Source organism: Alishewanella maricola (genome assembly GCF_016343785.1).
Lineage (GTDB): Bacteria > Pseudomonadota > Gammaproteobacteria > Enterobacterales > Alteromonadaceae > Alishewanella > Alishewanella maricola.
The window spans coordinates 216385-242951 of record NZ_JAEINI020000004.1; the positions used below are offsets into that span (position 1 = coordinate 216385).

19 protein-coding genes are annotated in these 26567 nt (G+C 45.7%); 16 read left to right on the plus strand and 3 right to left on the minus strand.

Annotated features, from left to right (window positions below; genetic code table 11):
• Positions 1-10: 10 nt before the first annotated feature.
• Both JAO78_RS08135 and JAO78_RS08140 read right to left on the minus strand, forming a co-directional pair.
• Positions 11-1021, minus strand: coding sequence for a response regulator (locus tag JAO78_RS08135; RefSeq protein WP_226750877.1), 1011 nt, complete (start codon positions 1019-1021; stop codon positions 11-13).
• A complete protein-coding gene (locus tag JAO78_RS08140) occupies positions 1014-4301 on the minus strand; it encodes an MHYT domain-containing protein (protein ID WP_226750878.1) in 3288 nt (1095 codons plus the stop codon). Before JAO78_RS08140 ends, JAO78_RS08135 begins: the two co-directional genes overlap by 8 nt.
• Positions 4302-5079: 778 nt before the next feature.
• On the opposite strand from JAO78_RS08140, the gene JAO78_RS08145 reads away from it, so the two are divergent.
• From JAO78_RS08145 to JAO78_RS08220, 16 genes are all read left to right on the plus strand, one after another.
• Positions 5080-5823 carry a FadR/GntR family transcriptional regulator gene (locus JAO78_RS08145; protein WP_226750879.1) on the plus strand — a complete coding sequence of 248 codons (744 nt, stop codon included), beginning with the start codon at positions 5080-5082 and terminating at the stop codon, positions 5821-5823.
• Between the two features lie 878 nt (positions 5824-6701).
• A complete protein-coding gene (locus tag JAO78_RS08150; protein ID WP_226750880.1) occupies positions 6702-8624 on the plus strand; it encodes a methyl-accepting chemotaxis protein in 1923 nt (640 codons plus the stop codon).
• Positions 8625-8821: 197 nt separating this feature from the next.
• Positions 8822-10354 (plus strand): bifunctional GNAT family N-acetyltransferase/carbon-nitrogen hydrolase family protein, encoded by a 1533-nt coding sequence (locus JAO78_RS08155; protein WP_226750881.1) that lies wholly within the window; start codon positions 8822-8824, stop codon positions 10352-10354.
• A 193-nt stretch (positions 10355-10547) separates the two neighbouring features.
• Positions 10548-12857 (plus strand): TonB-dependent receptor, encoded by a 2310-nt coding sequence (locus JAO78_RS08160; RefSeq protein WP_226750882.1) that lies wholly within the window; start codon positions 10548-10550, stop codon positions 12855-12857.
• A 30-nt stretch (positions 12858-12887) separates the two neighbouring features.
• The gene (locus JAO78_RS08165) at positions 12888-13565 is read left to right on the plus strand and encodes a Fe2+-dependent dioxygenase (protein WP_226750883.1); all 678 of its coding nucleotides are present in this window, start codon (positions 12888-12890) and stop codon (positions 13563-13565) included.
• Between the two features lie 147 nt (positions 13566-13712).
• Positions 13713-14264 carry a carboxymuconolactone decarboxylase family protein gene (locus JAO78_RS08170; RefSeq protein ID WP_226750884.1) on the plus strand — a complete coding sequence of 184 codons (552 nt, stop codon included), beginning with the start codon at positions 13713-13715 and terminating at the stop codon, positions 14262-14264.
• A gap of 166 nt (positions 14265-14430) precedes the next feature.
• Complete coding sequence (locus JAO78_RS08175; RefSeq protein WP_226750994.1) at positions 14431-15114, plus strand: haloacid dehalogenase type II; 684 nt, start codon at positions 14431-14433, stop codon at positions 15112-15114.
• 99 nt (positions 15115-15213) lie between these two features.
• Entirely contained in the window at positions 15214-15402 is a 189-nt protein-coding gene (locus tag JAO78_RS16845) for a DUF924 family protein (protein WP_226750995.1), read from the plus strand.
• A 251-nt stretch (positions 15403-15653) separates the two neighbouring features.
• Entirely contained in the window at positions 15654-17996 is a 2343-nt protein-coding gene (locus tag JAO78_RS08185; RefSeq protein WP_226750996.1) for a TonB-dependent receptor, read from the plus strand.
• Between the two features lie 31 nt (positions 17997-18027).
• Positions 18028-20211: a dihydrolipoyl dehydrogenase family protein gene (locus tag JAO78_RS08190; RefSeq protein ID WP_226750885.1), complete on the plus strand. Its 2184-nt coding sequence runs from the start codon at positions 18028-18030 to the stop codon at positions 20209-20211.
• 4 nt (positions 20212-20215) lie between these two features.
• Positions 20216-21010 carry a DUF547 domain-containing protein gene (locus JAO78_RS08195; RefSeq protein WP_226750886.1) on the plus strand — a complete coding sequence of 265 codons (795 nt, stop codon included), beginning with the start codon at positions 20216-20218 and terminating at the stop codon, positions 21008-21010.
• Positions 20994-22295 (plus strand): ABC transporter substrate-binding protein, encoded by a 1302-nt coding sequence (locus tag JAO78_RS08200; protein WP_226750887.1) that lies wholly within the window; start codon positions 20994-20996, stop codon positions 22293-22295. The genes JAO78_RS08195 and JAO78_RS08200 overlap by 17 nt, the downstream gene beginning before the upstream one ends.
• Positions 22292-24016, plus strand: a complete 1725-nt coding sequence (locus JAO78_RS08205) for an ABC transporter permease (RefSeq protein WP_226750888.1) — start codon at positions 22292-22294, stop codon at positions 24014-24016. Before JAO78_RS08200 ends, JAO78_RS08205 begins: the two co-directional genes overlap by 4 nt.
• A 10-nt stretch (positions 24017-24026) precedes the next feature.
• Positions 24027-24680: an ATP-binding cassette domain-containing protein gene (locus JAO78_RS08210; protein ID WP_226750889.1), complete on the plus strand. Its 654-nt coding sequence runs from the start codon at positions 24027-24029 to the stop codon at positions 24678-24680.
• Positions 24674-25300 (plus strand): CDP-alcohol phosphatidyltransferase family protein, encoded by a 627-nt coding sequence (locus JAO78_RS08215; protein ID WP_226750890.1) that lies wholly within the window; start codon positions 24674-24676, stop codon positions 25298-25300. The genes JAO78_RS08210 and JAO78_RS08215 overlap by 7 nt, the downstream gene beginning before the upstream one ends.
• A 5-nt stretch (positions 25301-25305) precedes the next feature.
• On the plus strand, positions 25306-26133 hold the full coding sequence (locus JAO78_RS08220; RefSeq protein ID WP_226750891.1) for a sterol desaturase family protein: 828 nt from the start codon (positions 25306-25308) through the stop codon (positions 26131-26133).
• A gap of 1 nt (position 26134) precedes the next feature.
• Here the strand turns inward: JAO78_RS08220 and JAO78_RS08225 are convergent, their stop codons facing one another.
• Positions 26135-26551: a hypothetical protein gene (locus tag JAO78_RS08225; RefSeq protein WP_226750892.1), complete on the minus strand. Its 417-nt coding sequence runs from the start codon at positions 26549-26551 to the stop codon at positions 26135-26137.
• Positions 26552-26567: the final 16 nt, after the last annotated feature.

Below are 26567 nucleotides of genomic sequence, written 5' to 3' on the forward strand. Positions count from 1 at the left end.
TCGTTTTTCTCTATGGGTTTAGTCTATCTGCCCATTTAGCTTTAATGGCTAACAGCTTCGGTAAATTGTCGATCAATAAAGGCACCAGTTGGGGATCAAAATGCTTTCCTGATTGGCTGGTTATAAACGCTAAAGCTGCGTCTACTGTCCATGCTTGCTTGTAAGGACGTTCACTGGTAAGCGCATCAAAAACATCAGCAAGCGCAACGATCCTTGCGGCGATAGGGATCTCAGCGCCTGCTAAGCCATCGGGATAACCACTACCATCCCATTTTTCATGGTGCCAACGCGCTACCTGAGACGCTGTTGCCATCAAGCTTGAATCACACTCGCCGAGAATATCAGCACCAATACAGGTATGTTGGCGCATAATGACCATTTCGTCTTCAGTCAGCTTACCCGGTTTCAATAAAATATGATCGGGCGTACCAATCTTACCGATGTCATGCATTGGCGCGGCATGTAACAGCTCTTCTGCCCATTCAGTCGAGTAACCGGCCGCTAATGCCAAAATTTGCGCATAATGACTCATGCGTTTTACATGCAGACCGGTTTCATTATCTTTATATTCAGCGGCGCGGCCTAGTTGCTCAACAACTTGTAAGCGAGTACGTTTTAATTCGTCTACTTTAACCAATGACAAGTGGGTTTTAACCCTCGCGCGCACAATAGCCGGGCTAACAGGTTTAGTTATGTAATCAACGGCGCCTAATTCAAGGCCATTGCTCTCGTCTATTTCATCCTTTAATGCGGTAACAAAGATCACCGGAATGTCGGCGAGATCCGATCTTGCTTTTAAGTTAGCACACAACTCAAAACCGGTAATATCAGGCATCATCACATCTAACAAAATAAGATCGGGTTTATCGTGTTGTAATAACTCAAAGGCTTGCTGAGCACTGGTGGCAAACATCAGTTTATAGCTATCTTGCAAAATCTGCTTTAACACCCGTAAGTTCAGCGGTTCGTCATCGACAATCAAAATACGGCTGAGGGCGTGGGCGGAATGTTCGTTAAGCATGTTGCTGTTCCAAAGCACTTAGCAGTGCTGTCAAGGTTGTTTTAGCCTGATCAAATTTAAAATTTTCTACCAGCAAAAGCAGTTCATTTATTTCATCGCTGTAGGATGTGTTTTGATAGGCTTTAATTTTGGATAATAAACGGTCGTTATAATCGTGCTGCTGTAACTGTTCCGCCAGTTCGTTCAACAAAAGGGGTAACTCGCTAAGGTCAAGCTTTGTTCCTGGGGTATTAGCTTTGTTACTATACTGCTCGATCGCCAGCATAGTTTGCTTGGCCACTTCAAAAATGTGCTGCATAACGTTGGTTAATTCACTAAGCTGCTGCTGTCTTAGCGTTTGTTCCAGAGTTGAAAATACGTTAGCTAAAGGTTTTAATGACAAATTCCCAGCTAATCCTTTGCCATTGTGGGCTTGCTGCTGCAATAGCGGATAATTGCCCGTTTGCATCGCTTGTTGTAACTGATCCAGTAAATCCGTCAGTGGCTTTGTTGCAAAACGTTTAAGCTCATTACAATAGCGTTCTTTACTTCCCCATAAGGCAATGCCGTGATGCGGATCGAATAGCTGATCTTCAACTGTGGCTGGCAAAGGTGGGATAATGGAATCTTGGGGCTCAAGCTTTAACACGCGGGCTATTTCAGCAAACAGTTGATCTGGTTCAATCGGTTTTGAACTGAAACCATCCATGCCGGCTTGCTGTGCAGCGAGTTTATCTTCGGTTAAGGCGCTGGCCGTTAGGGCAATAATGGGTATCCGTGGTAACTGTTGCTTTTGTTCGCGTTGTCGTTGCTGTTGTGCCGCGGTAAGTCCATCCATCACGGGCATTTGTATATCCATTAACACAACATCAGGCCTTTGTTCGGCTAATAGCGTTAGCGCTTCAGCACCATTGCATGCGGTAAATACCCTGTGATGCATGCGTGCTAACAGTGTGCTGAGTAAATCTAAATTTTGCGCAATGTCATCGACAACTAAAATAGATAATGGCGGTAATACCAACGCGTTGCTTGTTTGAATTATAGGTTTGCCTGGTTGCAACGGAATACTGATGTTAAACGTTGAGCCCTGGCCAACTTCGCTTTGAACGTGGATCTGCCCCCCCATTAATTCGACCAGTTGTTTACTGATGGTGGTTCCAAGGCCTGTTCCCCCAAAACGACGACTCATGCTGGCATCGGCTTGAGTAAAGGGTTCGAAAATAGCCTGTAGCCGTGTCGAGTCCATGCCAATCCCCGTATCGATGACCTGAAATAGCAGGCCATTTGTCGAGGTGTGGATTTTTAAATGTACAGAGCCTTGCTCGGTAAATTTAATCGCGTTGCCCACAATATTAAGTAAAACCTGACGGATGCGATCGGCCGCACCATAGTAAAATGTGGCCACATTGGGGTCGATTTGCAGCAGTAATTGCACGTTTTTTTGTTTAGCACTCATCCAAAGCGTAGAGATAACCTGATCAGCTAACTGGGTTAAGTTAAAATCCAGCTGCTCTAACTCCATTTTGCCACGCTCGAGTTTCGCACTGTCCAATATATCGTTTAGTAAACTGAGTAATGCTTTAGCCGATTGATGTGTGGTTGTCAGATAACGCTGCGCATCGGGGGTGTCTGGTGTTTCCAATAGTAAACCGCTAAAGCCAATAATGGCATTTAAGGGGGTCCGAATTTCATGGCTCATATTGGCTAAAAAGGTGCTTTTTACTTCTGCAGCCTGCTCGGCTTGTAATTTAGCAAAGCGAAGCTGCTCTTCCATTTGCCGCCGCTCGGTAATATCCATGATAAAACCGTCACGGATTAAGCCTTGATGTTGCGGTAAGCTATCGGCATGCTCTAGCATCCAGCGTATGCTGCCATCGGCGTGCACAATGCGATATTCTAAAACAAAATCCTGACTAAAATCGGTGGCCTTAACCCTAGCTTTATCCTCTGCTGCGATGATCGAAAACCAAGAACGTTTGGCTTGTGGTGGCATAAAGTCTTCAGCAGGATAGCCGCTAATCAGCTCGACCCGTTCGCTGATATACTCTATTTGCCAGCTCTGCTGCCGAGTTGCCCGATAGGCTGCGCCCGGGATATTTTGAATTAACGAGCGCAATTTTTGTTCGCTTTGTTGCAGTGATTCCTCAAATGCTAATTTGGCAGAAATATCACTTAAACAAGCTACATACAGCAACTGATTTTCAAGTTGGGTTATGCTTAAGGCGAGTCTAGCGGTAATTTTGCTGCCATCTGCTCTAATGATGGGGATAGCTCGCTCTGTTCCCTGCAAGTTAAACGCTTGTGTTAATTCATTTGTGTTTAATTTTTGCTGGTACATCTCAGCATCTTTTGGCGTAAGAAACATCTTAAAATGTTTGCCTAATAAGGCTGTGGTGCCAAACAAAACGGGCGCTGCTTGATTGTACTCGACAATGACGCCGCGACTGTCCAGGGTGACGATGGCATCTAATACGGTATTCATAATGGCGCCAAGCCGTTTTGCATAATTATCGCTCGAGCTTTTAGCGGCGTAAAAGTTGAGTAGTACTTGTAGCAATAACACCAATAAGGTAACAACCAAGGTGACTGAGGTCACGATCAACGCCATAGAACCACTATTGGCGGTATTCTCAGCGGCAGTAAAGCCTGGCGGTGCCACAAAACGGGCTGCTAACATGCCCATGTAATGCATTGCGCTAATCGCTAAGCCCATCACGGTGCCGCTGAACAAATTCAGCTGCCAACGTGGTAACTTTAGTTGTAATCGGTTGATACCAAAGCGGATCCACAAGGCTAAAAAAGCCATAAATACGGCAATTAAAATAGAAAGGCTAAATAGCAGAGGATCGTAACGTAATTGCGGCGCCATACTCATCGCAGCCATGCCGGTATAATGCATGGCGCCAATACCGGCACCCACCAGCACACCACCGATTAACAGTTTTGCTAAGGTCAACCGTTCTTGGATCAATAAATTCAGGGCAGTATACGAGGCTAACAAACTGGGCAATAAAGAGAAGAGGGTGAGATTGGTGGTGTAGTCGACTGGGGTACATAAGCTAAAAGCCAACATGCCAATAAAATGCATTGACCAAATGCCAATGCCAAGACTGATGGTGCCGGCTAATATGGCCAATTGGCGTTGCCATAGTAAGAAATGTTGTCGACTAATATCTACCGAAAATAATGCCGCCCAAGAGGACAATATAGCCACCAGAATAGACAGCAAAACGAGCTCAAGCTGATAAGTACCCTCCAACAACACTGGCTGTGCAGGCAACTGGAACACCTCAAACAACATCGCAGTATTTCCTTCACGATAGACGTCAATATGTCTGGCATAATATACCAAGGCGCGAATTGCAACTAGCTTTTACTTTAGGTTGCTTGATGAGCAGTATGCATGTTGCTTGCTCAACAAGAAGATAAACGAGTTAGTAATAGCGTTTTTTTCTAAGCCAAAATCTCGGTACAACCCAGCCACATTAGTGCAAAATTAAACCATTCGATTTAGTTGATTACAGTGGTTAGCGCTACTCATGAGACAATTTTAGTTTAAAGAAATTGCCTTGTACGTGGCTATCCGAAGCGATAGCAATGCGTTCAGCGTCGCAAGCGGCCGCTAAAATATTATCGACATGAACAAAGCTATTTTGACTGTACTAAGCCTTTGCAACTTCTGGAAAGCGATTCACTGACCACTTTGGCGATAATATTCATTATGAGATCGCCAGGCTTAGCGGCGCGGATCCCTGAACTTACTTTGCTTAGTTTCATGACTACCCTTGGATTTTGTTTTTTATATGGCGCTATGTATCGCACAACTCATATTGCTAGCTATTATACGTGAATGGAATCCAACCAATGAGTGAAAATTTGTCAATTACTTGGCATTACCAATCTCGACTTTTATGGCTTTATGTTATTACCAGTTTTAGCGTAACCTGCTATGCTTAAAATATAGCTTGGCCCGTAATAGTAAAACCGCGATTTTGTTTTTGCTTAGGGCTTTTGAAGTCGCTAATATGCACGTTAATTAGTGCACAGAATATTGGTTAGAAAAATATGAGAGAGCCTTTATGAAAAGCAGACGAATGTTTTGGGGCATCGTAGATAAAATTGAAGCGTTAATTGATAGCGGTGAATTTGCGCCGGGTAGTCGTTTACCTGCTGAGCGCGAACTGGCAGAAAAATTTAATGTCAGTCGGCCGACTATTCGCGAAGCGATCATTGCTTTAGAAGTGCGAGAGAAGGTTGAAGTGAAAACCGGCTCGGGGGTTTATGTACTTGAAGGTGCGGTTAAAAATAATAAAGAAGCGGTAGTGAATGCTTTTGAATTAACCCAAGCTCGGGCACTGGTTGAAGGCGAGGTGGCGGCATTAGCGGCGGTGAGCATTACTGATGAAGAGCTGGCCCGTTTACATGATACGCTTGTTATGATGAAAGAACGTGGTGAAACAGAAGAGGCCGATCGCTTATTTCACAGTATTATTGCTGGCGCGACTCGAAATGGCGCGATGATTTTATTGGTCAATAAGTTATGGTCTTTGCGTGAATCTACCGCCGCCATCATTGATGATTATGCTAGCGTTTGTAGTAAGGATAGCCATTTAACGTTGCAGGAGCACACGGCCATTTATAATGCGCTTAAAGCGAAAGATCCGTCAAAAGCAAGGGTGGCCATGCATAATCACTTCAACCGTTTGATCAATACCTTGTTTGATGCCACGGAAGCCAGTGCCTTAGAAGAAGTACGCCGTAAGAACAACGAGAAACGCGGTTTATATTCCATTTCGAATTTGGTTAAACATAAAGTGGTTTAGCTCTTATTGCTTTGCACCACGGTGTGTTTCGGCTGCTACACACGGCTTAACGAAAAATAGCTGTCGCCAATATCAAAAAACCTATTAAGAAAATGCAGCGATCATCGCTGCATTTTTGTGTCTGCAAAATATAAGAGGCGCTTGATAAGAAGGGACTCTTGCTGTGTGTAGGGTAAGCGTTTTTAAAGCGTTGAGCCTTTAGAGCATTGTTTATTTATTTTATTATGTCAGCTTGACCGGATGTCGCCCGTTGGGGTTTCAGGTTTATGTCTGTTGTAGCTAACCGCTCTTCAAATTTTTAGGCTTGTGTAGCTAAAGCAGTTTATTGGCAAACTTAACAAAGGACTAAACAGCAAGGCATCATAGGGTGAGATATAGGGTAGCCGCTAGTTGCCCCCTATTAACCAATTCATTTTAATTGGCATGACACTTTTAGTGGTTCGGAAACGGTTTTATCTATAAAAAGCGAGGCTATGATCCAACTTATCGATGTGATGTTTTAAGATGAAGGTTTTGCTACTGGCTAGGCAGGCTTTTGGTCACATCAGTTGTTTAAGCGAGTTTTTTTATCGTTATACTCTGGTATCGTCTTGGTATTTCTGCCTTTTGCTGCGTTTGTTTTATCGTTAGATATATTTTGGTTCAATCATCTGCTAAACCTTACTAGGCATTTGTTTTTTCAAATACAAACGTCAATACTAATTAAGTTACCTTGCGGCTATAAGCTTGAGTATTGCTTAATAAAAACATTAAGCTTTAAGTACCTCTAGCGATATCGCAAATCCATATAATCAGGTAATGTGCTACACAACGTAAGACAACGCTATGCGTTGTTATCCGCAGTACCCACGTCTTGATTGCTTTTGAGGCTATAAAATATGTCTATTCAACGAAAGTTTGTATTATCGGTGAGCGTATTAATCGTCTGTTTAATGCTGATCGCGGTCGGATTAACCTATGTTCGTACTAACTCAGCTGTAAATAAGCAAGTGACACAAAGCGCGCAGCAGCTCAATTCTAGTGTGGTTAAACTTCTTTCTGTAACCGATAAGCTGATGCAAGACCGCGTCGATAGCACCATGAAGTTGTTATTGCAACGGATTGAACAGGCGGGGCCAGTTGCTTTAAGTCAACCGGTACAAGTAAAAGATGTTATGGTGCCTGATCTACTGATTAACGATGTACCACAAGCTAATAATTTTAAACTCGTTGATGAGCTAACCGATATCGCTGGTGGTACGGCTACACTTTTCAGCCGAGATGGTGATAATTTTGTGCGGGTGGCTACCAATGTGTTGGTGAATGGACAGCGAGCCATTGGTACACAGTTAAATCCTACCGGCACTGTGATTCAATTAATAAAACAAGGTAAGGCTTTTTTTGGGCAAGTTGATATTTTAGGCACGCCTTACCTCACTGGCTATACCCCGTTATTCAACTCGGCACAGCAAGTCGTAGGCATTGCCTATGTCGGTTACAAAGCCGACTTAACTGAACTTGAATCGAGTATTAAAGACAGTAAATTGTTATCTCAAGGCTTTGTGGCCGTGGTTGATGACAAAAACCGTGTGCGGATGCATTCAGATAACCAAACCACTGCTGCAATTGAGAGTGTCTTAGCCGGTTTAGACAGCGATTGGACCGTTATTAGTAATGATTACCCTGCATGGCAATATCGAGTCATTGTGGCAATTAATCATGATGACGTCGCTGCGCTGGTAAGAGCAGAGGCCATTAAAATGGGTTTTGCTGTGATTTTTATTGGTTTGCTGATTATCGTGTTGATAGCAGTGTTAGTGAATCGCTTTATTGCAGCACCTTTAACACAAACTATTAGTCGATTAACACAAATTACTCAAGGCGGCGGCGATTTAACACAGCGCCTATCTATTACCACAAAAGATGAAATTGGCACTATGGCGCAAGAGTTTAATCAGTTACTGGAGCATGTTCGCCAGACGATTGCTAAGTTTGCCCATACCAGTGAAGCATTACAGCACTCTGCTAAGGATCTCAGCAGTTTGGCAGATCGCGCAACAGCAGCGAGTGCTTCACAAAGACAACAAACCGATCATGCAGCGGCATCAATCCACGAAATGGCAGTAACCGCACAAACGGTGGCGCAAAGTACGGTGGATGCAGAGCATGTGGCGGGTTCCGTATTTGAGTTAACTGATAAAGCTAACCTACAAACACAACAATTACTGAAAAGTATCGAGCAGCAACAGGAAAAAGCCTCGGCGTCTTCAAAAGTGGTGAAAGAGTTAAACTCGGCCAGTGAAGATATTGCTACTGTATTGAATGTGATTAAATCGATTGCTGAACAAACCAATTTACTGGCGCTGAATGCCGCTATTGAAGCGGCTAGAGCGGGTGAGCAAGGTCGAGGTTTTGCGGTGGTCGCCTCAGAAGTACGAAACTTAGCCGGCAAAACGCAATCTTCAACCGATGAAATTCAAACCATGATTGTGCGTTTGCAAGGTAATGTGAATGATGTGTCGAGTTTTTCAGCCGCGCAGCAACAGATGTCTGAAAATAACACCCAGTCGGCGCAGCTAGCCGTTGATGCATTACAACAGGTGTTAGAAGCCTCAAAACATATTAATGCGATCAATGCCGATATTGCCAGCGCCGCTGAACAGCAAAGTGTCGTCGCTGAGGACGTCAGTCGAAATGTTGAGACAATTAAGCAAGGCGCTGAACAAAATTCAGCCTATGCTCAAGAAACGCAAAATGCGGCTAACGCATTGCAACAAGCCGCCAACGAAGCTAAGCAATTGCTGGCGCGTTATCAAGTGTAAATTCAGCTGGGCAATAGATACCTACTGCCAAGGTATCTATTGCTCAGTCACCTGCAAATTTGGGTTGATAATAAACCTTCCTGCCATTTTGAGCCCATATAATCAGTTAAACACGGTCTGAGTGATGCGATAGTAGTCGGTTATTTGTGATAGTGTTAAGCTAAGTTAAAAATAGTGCATTGAAAGCAGGAGACTTCATGGAAGCTAGCCATATAGAAATTCGCCATTTAACCAAAGAAGACATGACTGAGCTACGTCATGCCTCTGAGCAGGTATATAAATCAGGCCCATTGCTCAGTTGGAGTGAAGAGGTCATTGATACCTTGTTAGCCAAGTTTCCCGAGGGGCAAATTTGTGCCTGTGTGGACGGTAAAGTTGTTGGCTGTGCCTTTTCTCTAATTATTGATTACAGCAAATTCAGCGACGAACACACTTACGAGCAAATAGTTACTGGTTTTTCGTTTAATAATCATGACCCACACGGTGATATTTTATACGGTATCGAAGTATTTATTCACCCAGATTACCGTGGTTTACGTTTAGCACGTCGTTTATATGATGTTCGCAAAGAGCTTTGCGAAAACCTTAATCTGCGCGCCATAATGGCGGGCGGTCGCATGCCTAACTTTAATGAACATGCAGATAAACTGAGCGCCAAACAATATATTGAAAAGGTAAAAAGCAAACAGATCTATGATCCGGTACTAAGCTTTCAGTTAGCTAATGGCTTTCATGTACGCAAATTACTCAAAGGGTATCTGCGTGGTGATACCGAGTCGCAAGAATATGCCACCTTATTAGAATGGGCCAATATTTATTACACCAAATCGGTGAAGCTAATCAATGCTCCTAAAGCCGAAGTACGTTTAGGTTTAGTGCAGTGGCAAATGCGTAATATGAAAGATATCAATCAGCTTTTTGAGCAGATGGAGTTTTTTGTTGATGCCGTGTCAGATTATAAAAGCGATTTTATCTTATTCCCTGAATTGTTCGCAGCACCGCTGATGGAGCATTACAATCATTTAAGTGTGACGCAAAGCATTCGCGAGTTGTCAAAGTACACGGAAACGATCCGTGATAAATTTATTGAATTCGCTATTTCTTACAACATCAATATCATTACCGGTAGCATGCCTTATATGTATGATGGCAAACTGCACAATAGTGGCTTTTTATGCCGTCGTGATGGCACTTGGGAGCAATATGACAAGGTGCATGTTACGCCAGCTGAAAAACGTAACTGGGCGATGCATGGCGGCAATAAAATCAAGGTGTTCGATACCGACTGTGGCAAAATTGGCATTATGATTTGTTACGATGTCGAGTTTCCTGAATACGCGCGCTTATTATCCGATCAAGGTATGAATATTCTATTTGTGCCATTTTTAACCGATACGCAAAATGGTTACACCCGTGTGCGGCACTGTGCCATGGCCCGAGCTATTGAAAACGAATGTTATGTGGCGATTGCCGGTGCAGTGGGTAATTTAGCTCGTGTTAATAACATGGATATTCAATATGCGCAGTCAGCCCTTTTCACGCCATCAGACTTTTCGTTTCCAACCACTGGTATCAAAGCTGAAGCAACACCAAATTCTGAGATGCTATTGATTGTTGATGTTAATTTGGATCTGTTAAAAGAGTTACATACCCACGGCAGTGTGCATACCATGAAAGATCGACGGCACGATGTGTATCAATTATCTTTGGTACAGCAGCCAGAAAAGTAAACTGCGTTAAGCTCATTATAAAAAACCGCCACCTTTATCGTGGCGGTTTTTTTATGTCTAAAACCGCTTTTTTTGGATCCACTGCCCAAATAATACGCATGCAAATAAAAATAGTTATCATTTAGGTTTACAGGTTGGGCGAAACCTTTTATGCTTGCTGCCCTGATTGGTTTACCTCTTTAAGGGAATGATAATGACAAAAATAACCTCTAAACACCCGTCGAACCATTTTGGTTCCAAAGCACTTTTTACCACTTTAGCCCTAACACTCGGGCAGGTTTCTGCCGAAGAAATCGTGATTGAGTGCGATAGTGCCGAGCCCAATTGCCAAGAGCAGGCAATCGAATTAATTAAGATCCACGGTGTACGTTTTTCTAAATATCAGGTGGAGCAATCAGGTGATTTACGTCGCACAGCACCGCTGCTCGATACACCTCAAACCATTACGGTTTTAACCAAAGATCAAATTGAAGAGTCGGGTAAGTCGGATCTCAAAGAAATTTTAGCAGCACAAGCAGGCGTTACCCTGGGCACAGGCGAAAACGGTAATGCCTTTGGTGATCGTTATATTATTCGCGGGCATGAAGCGCGCTCAGATGTATTTGTTGACGGCTTACGCGATCCGGGCATGACCACCCGCGAAAGTTTTGCCACAGAACAAATTGAAATTACCAAAGGCCCCAGCTCGACTTTTGCCGGGCGCGGTTCTTCGGGTGGGGCCGTAAACAGTATCAGTAAAAAAGCCTCAACGTCTTACGATTTTGGCCGTATTGATGCCAGCCTCGGCACGGATGAACATCATCGTCTTGTGTTGGATTACAATGCACCGATTGCCAACGACTTTGCTACCCGTATCAATTTACTAAGCACGGCAGAGGATGCCCCTGGGCGTGAAGGGATCAGTCGTAGCCGTGAAGGCGCTTTGCTATCGGGAGTGTATGATAATGCCCGCTCGGTAAAAACCTTTGCTGATCTATATTATTTAAAAGCCGAAGATACACCGGATTTAGGCAGTTTTTATCAACAAGACAGCCGCAAGCCATTAAGTGATATTCCGGTATACGCACAGCAAGAAGACTTTTTACATTCAGAAGTGGCCGCCGCGACCTTTAGAGTTGAATGGCAGTTAGCGGATAATCTGCGTATTCATAATGCCACCCGCTATGGGGAAACCCGCAACGGTTATTTAGCGACCGGTGCCCGTGGCACTGAACGCGATGCTTCTGATTTAACAGCGCCGAATGCTCAGACCATAGTGCTAAGTACGCATCAAGGTTGGCAAGATGTTGAGTATTTTGCCAGCCAATTTAATTTATTTTGGGATACCCAAACCGGCTCGGTAGCTCATCAATTCTTGTTGGGTGTGGAAATCAGTGACGAGCAAGTGGATAACGGTGTCTATGATATTAGTTACCAAAACAGCACTAATTGCCGTGTGGCAGGGCGATCGTCAGTTAGTAACAGTTATTGCTTACTGGATGGCATGGGTGAGGTTTACGCGAATGCCGATAATATTATTGGTCGTAATATCGAGAAGGGCAGTTCAGACGCCTTGTTTAAAGCCAAAACGTTAGCTGCGTATGTCATGGATACCGCCAAACTGAATGATAAATGGCAAGTGTTCGCGGGGCTGCGGGTAGATCAAATCGATTACAGTAATGATGTACTTTCCTCTGGCCAGCCGGTGCAATATGCTTATAAAGACAGTTTTTACAATGGTCATTTGGGGCTGGTATACAGCTTGAGCGAACATGGTAACGTGTATCTGAGTTACGCTACCGCGACTAACATTAATGGTGGTGAGTCTGATCTGGGCGCAAACTGTGGCTATGGCGGTCTTTGTGGCGATCCAGAACAAGCAGCATTAGCCGATCCAGAAACAGTGCAAAATATTGAATTAGGCACTAAATGGTCGCTGTTAGATGAACGCTTATTTTTAGCTGCAGCATGGTTTACTACGACGAAGTCTGATGTGATGGAAAGTGTTGGCGATGCCTATTCAACCTTAGGGACTTTAAACACCGGTAAAAACCGTATTCAGGGTGTCGAGTTTGCCATCAATGGTAATCTAACCGATAAACTCAGTGTGCAAGCCAGCGCGGCCATTATGCAATCAGAGGTACTGGATTCAATTGAGCCGAGTAATATTGGTTTGGCGCTGAGTAACTTTGCTGATGAAAGTGTATATGTGCAGTTACGTTATCAACTAACGCCAGATTTAGTACTGGGCGGAGATTACAGCTATAAAAGCGAAATCTATGGCGGTCAGCCCGATACGGCAGCCGGTTTCAACAGCACGATTAACGATTACAGCATAGTAGTACCGAGTTATGCCGTGTTGGGCTTATTTGCCAACTATAACATCAATGAAGCGACCACCTTGCGTATGAATATCGGTAATGTCACCAATAAAGAGTACTGGACTGCGGCTTATCGTTCTGGTGCCTTTATGTACTTGGGTGATGCCCGTTCTGTTCGTGCAACCTTAACCTATGAATTTTAAACCTTGTTATTAACCTTTAGGAGCTAAAACATGCACGTGTTAAAGCAATTACTGACTAAAACTGAAGTGGCAGAATTTCGTCAAGCGCTGCAACACGTGCCTTGGTTAGATGGTAAGGGCAGTGCAATGGGGATGGCGGCGGCGGTTAAACACAATGCGCAAGCAGACCGCGATCATCACCAGGTACAGCAACTGGCTAATCGTTTACTGGCGAAGTTTGGGCATAACCCCAGTTTAATGGCTGCAGCCTTACCACATCGTATTTATCCACCGTGTTTTAACAGTTATGCAGCAGGTGGGCATTATGGCTGGCATGTCGATGCCGCCATTATGCGTTTACCGGATCAACAGATATTGCGTTCAGATCTCTCCATCACGGTATTTTTATCAGAGCCAGAAGACTATCAAGGTGGCGAGTTAGTTATTCAAACCGATTTTGGTGAGCAAAGCGTTAAGCTCGCGGCCGGTGATGCGGTGCTGTATTCCTCGGCAACTTTGCATCAGGTGATGCCAGTGACTGCCGGGCAGCGTGTGGCAGCCATCAGTTGGTTACAAAGCATGATCCCCGGCACGGCTCTGCGCGAAACCTTGTATCAACTAGATCTAAGTATTCAGGCCTTAGCAGGTCACTCGGGGGTAGAGCGCGCTGAATTAGACCGCTTACATCATATTTATCATAACTTGATCCGTCAGCATGCACAGGTATAGCACCCTTGTGAAAGTGTAATACTGACATATTTGAACAGTTGCTCATAAATAACTTGAACGACTGTTCATGTTCGGTTATAGTAGCCCAATCAGCACCGCACATGCTGCTGGCAGATACTTTTTCGCTATTAACTAAGGATCATGATGATGAGTCACTTCACTTTGCACACCGTCGATACCGCGCCAGATAACAGCAAACCCTTGCTGCAAAACTCATTAAGCGCATTTGGTTTTATTCCTAATTTACATGCGGTGATGGCTGAAGCACCGGGTTTATTAGACGGCTATCAAGTACTGCATAAGCTGTTTAGTGAATCGTCGTTTAATGCAGAAGAATTAACGGTAGTATGGCAAACCATTAATGTTGAACATGAATGTGGTTATTGTGTCCCTGCGCATACGGGTATTGCCCATATGATGAAAGTGGATGCCGGTATTACCGACGCATTACGTAACCGTGCGCCTTTACCGACAGAAAAGCTGCAAGTACTACATGACACCACGCTTGCCATGACCCGCAGTCGCGGTAAACCCTCAGCAGAGCAGCTTGAGCGCTTTTTTGCAGCGGGCTACACCCAGCGTCAATTATTAGAAATTGTTTTAGGTTTAGCCCAGAAAGTGATGAGTAATTATACTAATCATTTAGCGGCAACACCGGTTGATGCGCCATTTCAAAAATTTAGCTGGTCTGCAAAATAAGCTTCGTTTGTTAGTTTAACGGTCGACAGCACAGTGACTTTATAAAGTCGCTTTGCTGTTTCAATTCGATGAAAAACTGAGGAATAAACGACTAATGCCTTTTATCCCGCGTTGCCAACGGTCATGGTTGGCTTTTGTGTTATTGTTTTTATTAGGGACCGGAATGATGAGTCACGCCGCTACTCAACCTAAAGTCATTGTTTTTGATGTTAATGAAACGCTGTTAGATCTTGAAACGATGCGCAGTTCAATTGGCCAAGCATTAAATGGCCGAGACGATTTAACCGCATTATGGTTTTCAACCATGTTGCATCATTCTTTAGTGACCACTGTCACGGGTGATTACCAAGACTTTGGCAAGATTGGTGTTGCAGCACTGCTGATGGTGGCACAAAGCAATAATATTGCTTTAACCGAAGATCAAGCCCTAACGGCCATCAAAGGGCCTTTGTTGTCTTTGCCAGCCCATCCCGACGTAAAAGCCGGTTTAGCCGCATTAAAGGCCAAAGGTTACACGCTGGTCAGTTTAACCAACTCATCGAATAATGGAGTTACCACGCAGTTTGCGCATGCGGGCTTAACGGACTATTTCGAGCAACGGTTAAGTATTGAAGACATTAAAGTGTATAAACCCGATTTACGCGCTTATGCGTGGGCGTTAGCTAAATTAGGCGTGAAGCCAGAAGAGGCATTAATGGTAGCGGCACATGGTTGGGATATTGCTGGTGCGAAAGCCGCTGGAATGCAAACCGCCTTTGTTGCCAGACCAGGTAAAACCCTGTATCCGCTAGCGCCTGCACCGGATTATGTGGTGAAAGACTTATCAGAGTTAGTGCAAAAGCTTAACTAAGCTGAAATCTAACACGCTAATCTGTTTAATGACGTCATACCTCAATATGACACCTCGCCTGAGCAATTGCCTATTGCTGCTCAGGCGTCTCAATGCTGACTGTCACTATCATTAAATCCAGTTGTCCTTAAATTCGAACGTGTGCATTACGATATAATGTTACGTTTTGGCCGCTACCTATATCGAAATGCAATGTTAGGCCAAACGTCGACGGCATATAACGGGCTTCTTTGTAGCAACCGGGCTGCTCTTTTTTTTGAGAACTGGGCTAACGATAAACTTTTGTAGTATAAACTGCAGACAATTAATTGCTGGTTTGATGAACCGTTGATAAAAGTATATTTAGCCGTAGCTGTAACTTTTTTCAACTAATCCAACAATAGATAGATAATACGCACCGAGTGGTGCGTTTTTTTACATTATAGTTAAGTCAGTAGGGTTGTAGGCATTTTACGTTTCAGCACTGACATCTCACTTATTATTATAAAAAGAAGGTATTTATTTTGCGATTCCATTATCACCCCCTAGCGGCAGCCATTATGTTGACTTTGGCGGTAGCACCTTTACAGACCTTGGCACAAAGTATTTCCTCAACTGAACCCGCTGAGCAGGCTGAGCCGGTTGAAGTGATCAAAGTCACAGGTGTGCAGACTACGGAAGACACTATTTCGCCGAAGTTTGCCCGAGTCAGTGGCAGTTTTGGCGATGATAAGGCACTGGTGAATATTGCCCGTTCCGTTACGGTGATTACTGAAGAGATGATGCAGCAATATGCCATTACCTCATTGCAAGATATTCTAGCCTTAACCCCCAATAGCTATGCAGCATCTGGCTTTGGGGCACCGAGCTTACCCACGTTACGTGGTCAGTTAGGAGAGCTGTTTGAAAACGGCATCCGCCGCCAAGCGGGTAATAATGGTTTTGGTGTACCGTTATCTTTCAATGCTATAGAGCAACTCGATATTGTCAAAGGGCCACCACCGGTAATTCTGGGTAGTACGCAGCGTAATGGCGGCTATGTCAATCTCGTCAGTAAAAAAGCGTCAGTAGAGCAAGCCAGTCAGCAATTGACGGTCAGTACGGGTACTTGGCAGCAACATCGGGCTCAGTTAGACATCAATCAGCCACTGCTTGAAAATGAAGCCGGTGTGCGTTTGAGCTTAGAGCATATTGATGAAGACAGTTTTTATGATTTTAGCCATCATCGCAGCACCAGCGCCTATGCCAGTGGCCGTTGGCAGTTAGACGCCGATACGCGCTGGGATCTGAGCGCCGAATATTACAAAGCCAATTACACCGACATCGCCGGCATTAACCGGCCAACCCAAGCGCTGATCGATGCGGGTTTGTATATCACCGGCCAAGGTATTCAACCCAATGGCAGCAGTGTACCTGGTGCTTTTGCGCTCGTGTCGCCAACAGGGCAGGTGGTTATACCGCGCAATCAAGTACTGACCGATCCAGACGATACTAACCAAGCGCAAACTTTTTTAGTACACAGTGAATACCGACAGCAACTCAGTGAGCAGTGGTTATTGCGCAATATCAGCTATTTTCAGCATTTAAGCCGTGAAGAGATTGCTGGCAACAGTTTTGTTGAGATTATTGATGGCGCTGATACGTTCGAAAACCGCACTGAATTGCAATATCAGTGGCAGGCGCAGCAGCAAACCACCTTTGGGCTAAATGTCCGTTATAACGATGTGCTCGGCTACAGCCAGTTTACTACTGAAGCGGACTTACCCATTGATTTAACGGGGCCGTTGTCTAATCGACGCATCCCGTTAACGCCAGCACAGCAAGCGCGATTAGTTGAGCTTCGCCCCGGTATTTATGTGTCACCCGGTGCGCAATACGATGTGAATAACGATGGCGCAGGCGATTTCTCGTTGTCTGACACTACGGATTCAACCAGCTGGCAAACTGGTGTTTTTGTGCAACATGACAGCCAGTGGAGTGATAAATGGAGCAGCATTATTGGTCTGCGTGCCGATCAATATGACGTGACCGCCCGTGATGCGTTGCCGCCGGCGGGGCAAATGGCGGCGCAAGATAGCCATTCGGACTTACTCGGCAGTGGTATGCTCAGTGTCAGTTATAAACTGCAGCCCGATTTAGTGCTGTATGCCAGCGCTAATTACAACGAAGCAACCTCTAACAGTATGGCTGGCGGCACAGTACTCGGCGCCAATAATCAAATCAACCCACTGAATTTCGCCACCGAAAACACCTTAGTCGAAACCGGCATTAAGTATGATCCGGCTAACAGCAGCTGGTACGCCGATGCCGCGGTGTTTCAACAGCGGCGAAGCTTACGAAATCGTGACGGCAGCAACAGCGGTATTCGGACTTCTGGCGTTGAAGCGCAGGTGTTTTACCGTGCCGAGCAGTATTGGTTTAATCTCGCCTATAGCTATTTAGATGCGCGTTATGATGATTCAGCAAGCTTTCAAGATAGCCAGCAAGTTGCCGATGCTTTTGATAATTCACGCCCCGATATTATTGTTGGTACTGGCATTGGCGCGCCCAACTTTGCCGGTTTTGCACCGTCATCTTCGCGAGTGCAGGGGATCCCCTCATCAATTTTATCTTTGAATGCCGGTTATCAATTAACGGAGCTGTGGCAAGTGGGCCTAGCCACGGTGTATACCAAAAGCTATCCGTTAGACTTTTTGGCCACGGTGCAAATTCGCGATCAATATCATATTAACCTCAACAGCAGTTATCAGCTGAGCCCACAATTGTTAATGCGTTTGGATGTGCTTAATGTAACGCAGCAGCAAAATTGGCGGCCAGTATTTGAAGGCGGTTACTTTGGCTCAACCTTGGTGTTTCCTGAATTACCCCGTAATGTTAAAGCCTCGGTGACCTACCGTTTTTAATGCTGCGCTCTTAAATTAATAAGTGGATTTTATGTTTAAAAAAATCGTGGTTTTACTGTTATTGCTGTTGCTTGCAGGCAGCTTTTTTTACTTCGACTTGCATCAACTTTTAACCTTTGCTGGTTTAAAGCAAGGGCTAACAGAATTTAGCCAGTGGTATCAAGCGTCACCTTGGCTGGTTGCTGGTGGTTTTTTTCTATTTTATGTGCTGGTAACGGCGTTATCCTTACCGGGCGCCTTGATCTTGACTGTGGCATCTGGCGCCTTATTTGGCTTATGGCAAGGTTTGTTATTGGTGTCATTTGCCTCAAGCATCGGTGCCACCTTGGCTTTTTTAGTGGCGCGCTACATGCTGCGCAGCACCTTGCAACAAAAGTTCTCTACTCGGCTAAAAGCCATTGATCAAGGCATTGAACGCGATGGTGCCTTTTATCTGTTTACCTTGCGATTAGTGCCTATTTTCCCGTTTTTTCTGATTAACATTTTAATGGGCTTAACGGCACTCAAAGCTGGCACTTTTTATTGGGTGAGCCAAGTGGGTATGCTAGCTGGGACCTTTGTTTATGTGAATGCGGGCACACAGTTGGCACAGCTGGATAGCTTAGCCGGTATTTTATCCATCAATATGCTGTTGTCGTTTGCCTTGTTAGGTTTGTTCCCTTGGTTTGCCAAAGGCTTGATTAAATTGATAAATCAGCGTCGCTTGTATGCGAAATGGCAAAAACCGAAGCAGTTTGATCGTAATCTGATCGTGATTGGTGCGGGTGCAGCGGGTTTAGTGAGCAGTTATATCGCCGCGGCCGTAAAAGCCAAAGTGACGTTAATTGAAGCGCATAAAATGGGGGGCGATTGCTTAAATTTTGGCTGTGTACCCAGTAAAGCGTTAATTAAAAGTGCCAAGGTCGCGCATACGCTGCGCCATGCTGAGCACTATGGCTTGGCCGCGACCGAGCCGTTGGCGGATGGTCAGGGTATGCTCGCGCCGTTTTCGTTTAAAAAAGTGATGGCACGCATTGAGCAAGTGATTGCTGATATTGCACCGCATGATAGCGTAGAACGCTATACCAAGTTAGGGGTTGAGGTGCTGCAAGGCTATGGCAAATTGCTCGATCCTTGGACCGTGCAAATCACCCTTGCTGATGGCCGTGTACAGCAACTTACCGCGCGAAGCATTATCATTGCCGCCGGTGCTCAGCCATTTGTACCCCCTTTACCGGGTTTAAAGGACGTGGGTTATCTAACCAGTGATACTTTATGGCAGGCTTTAGCGGATCGTGATCAGCCACCGGCAAAATTAGTGATTTTAGGCGGTGGCCCCATTGGCTGTGAGCTAGCACAAAGTTTTGCCAGGCTTGGCAGTGAAGTCACCCAAGTGGAAATGGCCGAACGGGTAATGATCAAAGAAGATACCGAGATCAGTGATTTTGCCCACAAAGCGCTGACCAGCAGTGGCGTAAAAGTACTAACGTCGCACAAAGCAATACGCTGTGAAATTCAAGATGCACAAAAGTATTTAATTGTTGAGCATCAAGGCCAAGAAATTGCCTTACCTTTTGATGAGTTAATTTGTGCGGTAGGGCGCAGTGCGCGCTTAGACGGTTATGGTTTAAAAGAGCTCGGCATTGAAACCACGCGCACAGTACAAACCAATGACTATTTAGAAACCTTATTACCGAATATTTTTGCGGCGGGCGATATTGTGGGGCCTTATCAATTTACCCACGTTGCGGCCCATCAAGCGTGGTATGCTGCGGTTAATGCCTTGTTTGGCCAATTTAAAAAATTCAAAGTTGATTATCGCGTGATCCCCTGGACAACCTTTATCGATCCGGAAGTGGCCCGAGTGGGCATCAATGAGCAAGAAGCCAAAGAGCAGGGCATCGCTTATGAAGTCACGCGCTTTGACATAGGTGAGTTAGATCGCGCCATCACAGATGGGGCGGCGCAAGGCTTAGTGAAAGTGCTGACTAAGCCGGGTAAAGATCAGATCTTAGGGGTAACCATTATTGCTGAGCATGCCGGTGATTTATTGGCGGAATTTGTCTTGGCGATGAAACACGGTTTAGGCTTAAACAAAATTTTGGGGACCATTCACAGTTATCCAACCTGGGCCGAAGCGAATAAATACGCCGCTGGCGAGTGGAAACGTGCCCATGCGCCTGCAACGATTTTAGCGCTGCTGCAAAAATACCATCACTGGCGCTTAAAAGGATAAGCGTATGCGTTTTGTAATACTTTTTTGGCTTCTGTGTTTTAGTTTACAAGTGCAAGCGCGCACCTTTGAGCATCAACCGCTGACTGAGTTATTACAGCAAACGGTGCACACTTTGCCTGGTGGCCATGCCACCGCGGTAGATTACCGCTTGTTGCAACAACAGCAAGGGCAACTCGAGGCTTATTTAGCCTCGTTAAGCGCCGTAGATGCGGACATATTTAAACAATGGCCTGCGGCGGATCGGCTAGCGTTTTTGCTCAATGCTTACAATGCATGGACGCTGCAATTGATTTTAACGGCGTATCCTAAGGTCGACTCCATAAAAGACTTGGGCACGTTGTTTCAGTCGCCGTGGAAGAAGCGTTTTATTCCTTTGTTAGGAAAAAATCGCTCCTTGGATGAGATTGAACATGACATGATCCGCGGCAGTGGCGACTTTAACGAACCGCGCATTCATTTTGCCGTCAATTGCGCCAGTATCGGTTGCCCCGCTTTACGCGAAGAAGCCTATAACGCCGAAATTTTAGAGCAACAATTAGAGCAGCAAACGCTGCGTTTTCTCTCTGATCGCTCGCGCAATTTAGCCACTGACGAACGCTTGCAGCTGTCGGCAATTTTTAAATGGTACAAAGAAGATTTCCAACAACCTTGGCGCGATAGCCGCAGTTTGGCGAGTTTTTTGTTGCGCTATGCACAGGCGTTACAGCTGGATGAACGCCAACAGCAGCAGTTAGCGGCAGGCAAGCTGCCGATTTCTTTTCTGGATTATGATTGGCGGTTGAATGCAGTGGCGCAGTAATTTGGCTTGGTTTTGCCAAAGCTTGTGGCAAAGTAGTGTGTTGTTATGCGCCAGTCTGTCTTTGGCCTACGCTAGCGAAACAGTAACGGCAAATACAGACGTGGCTAGTAAAAATAGCACCTCAGCGCACGCTAGCATGTCAGCTACTGCTGTTGCAGACAGTGCCGCCTGGCAGCAGATCATCACACAAGGCCAAAATCAACCTGTGTACTGGCATGCTTGGGGCGGCGATCCGCAGGTCAATCAGTATATTCAGTGGGTCGGCCAAGAAGTGGCAGCGCGTTATGGTATTCGTCTTACTCACGTCAAGCTGGCAGATACCGGCGAAGCGGTTAGCCGCATCTTAGCCGAAAAGGCCGCCAACAATCATCGCAATGGCAGTGTTGATCTGATTTGGATTAACGGGGAAAATTTTGCCAGTTTACAACAACGGCAGCTGTTAGAAGCTGATTGGGCTGAGCAATTGCCCAACTTCATTTATGTGAATGCTGACGAAAACCCGCAAATGCGCTTAGACTTTGGTTTGCCAACCTTAGGCATGGAAGCGCCTTGGGGCCAGGCGCAGTTAATTTTTTACTATAATAATCAGCTTCTTGCCTCAGCTCCACGTACGATGGCAGCACTGCTTGAATTCAGTCAGCAACAGCCAGGCCGCTTTACTTACCCTAGACCGCCTGATTTTTTAGGTGTGAGCTTTTTAAAGCAATTATTATTGGTGCTGAATCAGCAAGACCCATTATTGTATCAGCCTGTCACCGCCGCCAGCTTTGAACAAATGACTACAGTGCTGTGGCCATATTTAGCAAAATTACATCCCAACTTATGGCGCCAAGGTCGGCATTTTCCGAGCAGCGGCAATGAATTAATGCGTTTGATCAGTGATGAAGAATTACAACTGGCGTTTAGCTTTGCGCCCTCCAGCATTCCTGCCGCGGTGCGCCGTTACGATCTGCCAAGCAGTACGCGCAGCTATGCTATGCACGATGGCAGTTTAGCCAATGTGCATTTTGTTGCGATCCCGTTTAATGCCACGCACAGCGCCGCAGCCAAGCTGGTGGCGAACTTTTTATTGTCACCAGAAGCACAGTGGCATAAGCAGCAATTGTCGGTGTGGGGTGATAGTTCCGTACTCGATAGTCGATTGTTAAATTGGCCAAATACCGCACAAACCGAACCGGCTGCTTTACCACTAGAAAGCACGTCCACAGCCTTAGCTGAGCCGCATCCGAGTTGGAGTAGGGCGCTTACCGCCGCTTGGTTAGCACGTTATGGGGTGCAACCATGAAACTGGGCCAGTCACTTTATGACTGGGGTATCAGGGTCGCGCCTTGGCTGCTATTGGCCATATTGATCCTGCCTGTGTTAGGCGGTTTAATGGGTGTGTTGTTACCGGCCTTTGGTTGGTTGCCTACACTGGGCTCTCAGCAGGTTAATTTACTGGCGTGGCAGCAATTGTGGCAACAGCCGGGTTTATCACAGATGGTCACCCTAAGTGTAATAAGCGGGGTGTTAAGTAGCCTGTTGGCGTTGCTGGTGTGCTTGTTATTACTGGGCTGCTTTTATGGTAGCCGGGGGATGACGTTGTTACAGCGGGTTTTTAGTCCGTTGTTAGCGATACCGCATGCCACGGCCGCGATTGCCATCGCTTTTTTGCTCACCCCATCGGGGTTTTTTAGCCGGTTATTTGCTTTGCTCACCGGCTGGCAAACACCGCCAGATTGGTTACTTCCCAATGATGCTGCCGGCGTCAGTATTATGTTGGCGCTCTTTTTAAAAGAATTACCGTTTTTAATGATTATGTCACTGGCTGCTTTAGCAAATAGCACAGTGTTAACGCAGTTTCAGCTGGCGCAAAGCATGGGCTATCAGCGATTAACGGCCTTTTGCAAAGTCGTGTTGCCGCAGCTTTATCCTAAATTACGTTTCCCCATTTATGCCGTGTTAGCCTATGGGTGTGCCAATGTCGAAATCGCGCAAATTGTTGGGCCATCAGGGCCACCGACGCTCGCCGTAGCGATTGTGCAGTGGTTTAATGACGTCGATTTACATCGCCGTTTTATGGCCTCGGCCGGTGCCGTATTGCAATTAGCTGTGGTGTTAAGTGTACTGCTCGCATGGTGGTGTGCTGAGCGTTTATTGGCTTGGGGCTTAGGCCGCCTGTTAAGTAATGGCCGCAGAAGTTATGCCGATACTGTTTGGCTACGTTTAAGCCGGCTAATTTTAGGCCTCGTTGGCCTGACGTTAGTATTGGCCATGGGGGGCTTAATACTCTGGTCGCTGGCGGGTTATTGGTCTTATCCCGATTTAGTGCCCGACGCCTTGCAACTCAGCCATTGGCTCACCGCTTTGCCTTTTATTCGTTTACCGCTGTTAAATGCCGTCGTGGTGGCATTTGCGGCCAGTGGTTTGGCCTTGCTGTTAACACTGGCCACGTTGGAAGCTGAGCAAGTGCGGCAAAAACCGCTCTCTTGGTTGAGCCAAAGTATTATTTATTTACCGTTGTTAGTGCCGGCAATCGCCTTTTTATTTGGGGTTGTTTGGTTACAAGAGCAACTGGGCATTGCCCCAGGTATGGGCACAGTGATCGCCAGTCACAGCTTATTTGTATTACCCTATGTATTTCTGGCGTTAGCGGGCAATTATCGTTTGCTGGATCCGCGCTGGGCAAGTGTCGCGGCAAGTTTGGGTTTATCGCCGGGCGCCGTGTTTATTCGCGTTAAATTGCCCTTATTGTTTAAACCGATTTTATTGGCCTTGGCTTTGGGCTTAGCGGTCAGTTTTGGTCAATATTTACCCACACTGTTAACCGGTGCGGGTAGGGTTGCTACGCTAACCACCGAAGCCGTTGCTTTGGCCAATGGCGGCAGCCGCCGTTTGGTTGCGGTATATGCCTTACTACAAATGCTGTTACCTGCTTTGGCCTTCTTGCTAGCCTATTGGTGTAGCAAACAGTTTTTTCAGCCTGGCACCAACACGCAAAGCAACGCCTCTGTTGCAGTAAAATGAGATAGGATTTATGAATAGCGGCACGCTTCAGATCAACGCTTTACAGTTAAGTCGTCAGCAGCAGCCTTTGCTGTCGCTTAGTACCGAGATCCCTGCTGGAGAAGTACTGACGGTTATGGGTCCGTCGGGCAGTGGTAAATCGAGTTTACTGAATTGGCTGAGCGGTTTATTGGCGCCGCAGTTTAGCGCGTCTGGTCAAATAGTGTTAGATGGTAAAGACATCACTCACTTGCCGGCGCATCAACGGCATATGGGGTTGTTATTACAAGATCCGTTATTGTTTCCTCATCTGACTGTAGCAGAGAACATCGCTTTTGCCATGCCTAAAGCCATTAAAGGTGCACAGCGCCAAGCGCAGATCTTAGCGGCGTTAGACTCGGTGGGGTTAGCGGATATGGCATTGCGCAATCCGGCGAGTCTTTCGGGTGGGCAACAAGCGCGGGTGGCTTTGCTGCGCGTGATGCTAGCGCAGCCTAAAGCGTTATTATTAGATGAGCCTTTTAGCAAACTCGACAGCCGTTTGCGCCAAGAAGTACGCGAGTTAGTGTTTAACTTTATTCAGCTAGCGAAGATCCCTGCGCTGTTAGTCACCCATGATCAAGCTGATGTACCAGCCGCAGGCCGGGTGATTAACTTAGCAGAAGCTGAGGTTACAACATGTTAGATGCGAGAATTAGCCCGTTATTAAAACCCTTACTAAAGCCAATGGTAAAGCAGTTAGATTATTGGAAGATTAGCCCTAATCAGCTAACCGTGATCGGTTTTTTGTTTGGGATCTTGGCTTTACCCTTATTGGCTTATCAGCACTATATTGCAGCGTTACTGTTTATACTAATTAACAGAGTTTTTGATGGTTTAGATGGTGCCTTGGCGCGCTGGCAAAACAGCAGTACCGCTTCCGGTGGCTTTTTAGATATTAGTTTAGACTTTTTGTTTTATGCTGCCATACCTTTGGGTTTTGCTTTGGCTGATCCAACCGCCAATGCTTTAGCGGCTGCGGTGTTGTTGGCCAGCTTTATTGGTACCGGCTCCAGTTTTTTAGCCTTTGCCATTCCAGCAGAGCGTTATCAATTAGCCCGGCCACAATTTGCAAATAAAAGTTTTTACTACTTACATGGTCTCACTGAAGGCACCGAAACCATTTTATTGTTTGTCTCTTTTTGTGTATGGCCGCAGCATTTTAGCTTACTGGCTTATTGCTTTGCTTTTGCCGCCGGTATCACCATCGTCACAAGAGTCATAGGCGGTTTTAAGACGCTAAGGCATTACGAGAAAGCGGAGTAAACAGCATGGCGCATGAAAATTATTATCGGCTAGGGGTATTTTTAGGCATGTTGTTGCTGATGATGCTGTGGGAAGCGTTAGCACCGGCCCGGCGTGATCCGGTAGGTCGGTCTTGGCGTTGGCGTACTAATTTGCTGCTAATGGTCTCTGGTTCGCTGTTGATGCGTTTATTAGCGCCAATTAGCTTAGTGGCACTGGCGCAGGTCAATCAGCAGCAAAGTTTTGGCCTGTGGTATCTGTTCGCCATGCCGTATTGGCTGATGGTACTGCTGAGTGTGTTATTTTTAGATATGGCGATTTACTGGCAACACCGTTTATTTCACCGTATACCCCTGCTTTGGCGTTTACACCAAGTGCATCATGCCGATCCGCACATTGATAGCACCAGTGGCTTGCGCTTTCATCCACTAGAAATTCTGCTCAGTTACTTTATTAAGTTGCTCTTGGTATTTTTACTGGGCGTACCGGCGCTTGCGGTGCTGCTATTTGAAATTATTTTAAATGCCAGCGCGATTTTTAATCACAGCAATATTCGTTTACCCGCTTTGGTTGAGCGACCATTACGTTGGTTTATCGTGACGCAACAAATGCATCGCATTCATCACAGTCAGCGCGTTGTAGAAACCAACAGTAATTATGGCTTTAATTTATCGGTGTGGGATCGTGTGTTTGGCAGTTATTGTGCTAAAGGACGGAAAAGCGATGCGCAATTAGATATTGGCTTGGTACAATATTTAAAACCTGAGCAAAATACCGGTTTAGCTTTCCTACTCAGCTTACCGTTTCGCCTTGTTAAAGACACAACTCGAAACGATAAACCGGTTAAAAGATAATTTATTTACCCAGGGTAAATTTAGTGTCGGCATCTCGAAGCAGATACAAGGCTAAACAAGCGGCTAACATGGGCCACGCTGCAAAGAATAGCAGGTTATTAAAGCCGTCTAAGTATTGTGCATAACTTGAGAAAGTTGAACCACTGTGCATCAGTAAAATAATGCCGTAGGTAATACGCTTCTTAAAACCGACCACAAATGCTAATACTAAGATCAGCTGCAATACGCCAAGAACGGTAAAAATATCGGCAGTTAAACCGGGCAAAGCATAAAATTTGCCAAACACGGCAGCGCTGTGTGCCGGGTTGACAAATTTGTCTAGCGTCCACATTAGCATGACAATAAATACGCCTAAGCGCAGTGACAATAAAGACCATTGTAATCTTGGTTGCAAGGATCTGAGGTTTTGTTCTGACATCTTGGCTCCTAGTTTG

Excerpts from the sequence above, each read along its gene's own strand:
- JAO78_RS08205 (WP_226750888.1), top strand. The coding sequence starts at position 22,292 with ATGAAACTGGGCCAGTCACTTTATGACTGGGGTATCAGGGTCGCGCCT.
- JAO78_RS08165 (WP_226750883.1), top strand. The coding sequence starts at position 12,888 with ATGCACGTGTTAAAGCAATTACTGACTAAAACTGAAGTGGCAGAATTT.
- JAO78_RS08135 (WP_226750877.1), bottom strand. The coding sequence starts at position 1,021 with ATGCTTAACGAACATTCCGCCCACGCCCTCAGCCGTATTTTGATTGTC.
- JAO78_RS08195 (WP_226750886.1), top strand. The coding sequence starts at position 20,216 with ATGCGTTTTGTAATACTTTTTTGGCTTCTGTGTTTTAGTTTACAAGTG.
- JAO78_RS08210 (WP_226750889.1), top strand. The coding sequence starts at position 24,027 with ATGAATAGCGGCACGCTTCAGATCAACGCTTTACAGTTAAGTCGTCAG.
- JAO78_RS08190 (WP_226750885.1), top strand. The coding sequence starts at position 18,028 with ATGTTTAAAAAAATCGTGGTTTTACTGTTATTGCTGTTGCTTGCAGGC.
- JAO78_RS08170 (WP_226750884.1), top strand. The coding sequence starts at position 13,713 with ATGAGTCACTTCACTTTGCACACCGTCGATACCGCGCCAGATAACAGC.
- JAO78_RS08160 (WP_226750882.1), top strand. The coding sequence starts at position 10,548 with ATGACAAAAATAACCTCTAAACACCCGTCGAACCATTTTGGTTCCAAA.
- JAO78_RS08155 (WP_226750881.1), top strand. The coding sequence starts at position 8,822 with ATGGAAGCTAGCCATATAGAAATTCGCCATTTAACCAAAGAAGACATG.
- JAO78_RS08175 (WP_226750994.1), top strand. The coding sequence starts at position 14,431 with ATGAGTCACGCCGCTACTCAACCTAAAGTCATTGTTTTTGATGTTAAT.
- JAO78_RS08145 (WP_226750879.1), top strand. The coding sequence starts at position 5,080 with ATGAAAAGCAGACGAATGTTTTGGGGCATCGTAGATAAAATTGAAGCG.
- JAO78_RS08150 (WP_226750880.1), top strand. The coding sequence starts at position 6,702 with ATGTCTATTCAACGAAAGTTTGTATTATCGGTGAGCGTATTAATCGTC.
- JAO78_RS08200 (WP_226750887.1), top strand. The coding sequence starts at position 20,994 with ATGCAGTGGCGCAGTAATTTGGCTTGGTTTTGCCAAAGCTTGTGGCAA.
- JAO78_RS08225 (WP_226750892.1), bottom strand. The coding sequence starts at position 26,551 with ATGTCAGAACAAAACCTCAGATCCTTGCAACCAAGATTACAATGGTCT.
- JAO78_RS08215 (WP_226750890.1), top strand. The coding sequence starts at position 24,674 with ATGTTAGATGCGAGAATTAGCCCGTTATTAAAACCCTTACTAAAGCCA.
- JAO78_RS08185 (WP_226750996.1), top strand. The coding sequence starts at position 15,654 with ATGTTGACTTTGGCGGTAGCACCTTTACAGACCTTGGCACAAAGTATT.
- JAO78_RS08140 (WP_226750878.1), bottom strand. The coding sequence starts at position 4,301 with ATGTTGTTTGAGGTGTTCCAGTTGCCTGCACAGCCAGTGTTGTTGGAG.
- JAO78_RS08220 (WP_226750891.1), top strand. The coding sequence starts at position 25,306 with ATGGCGCATGAAAATTATTATCGGCTAGGGGTATTTTTAGGCATGTTG.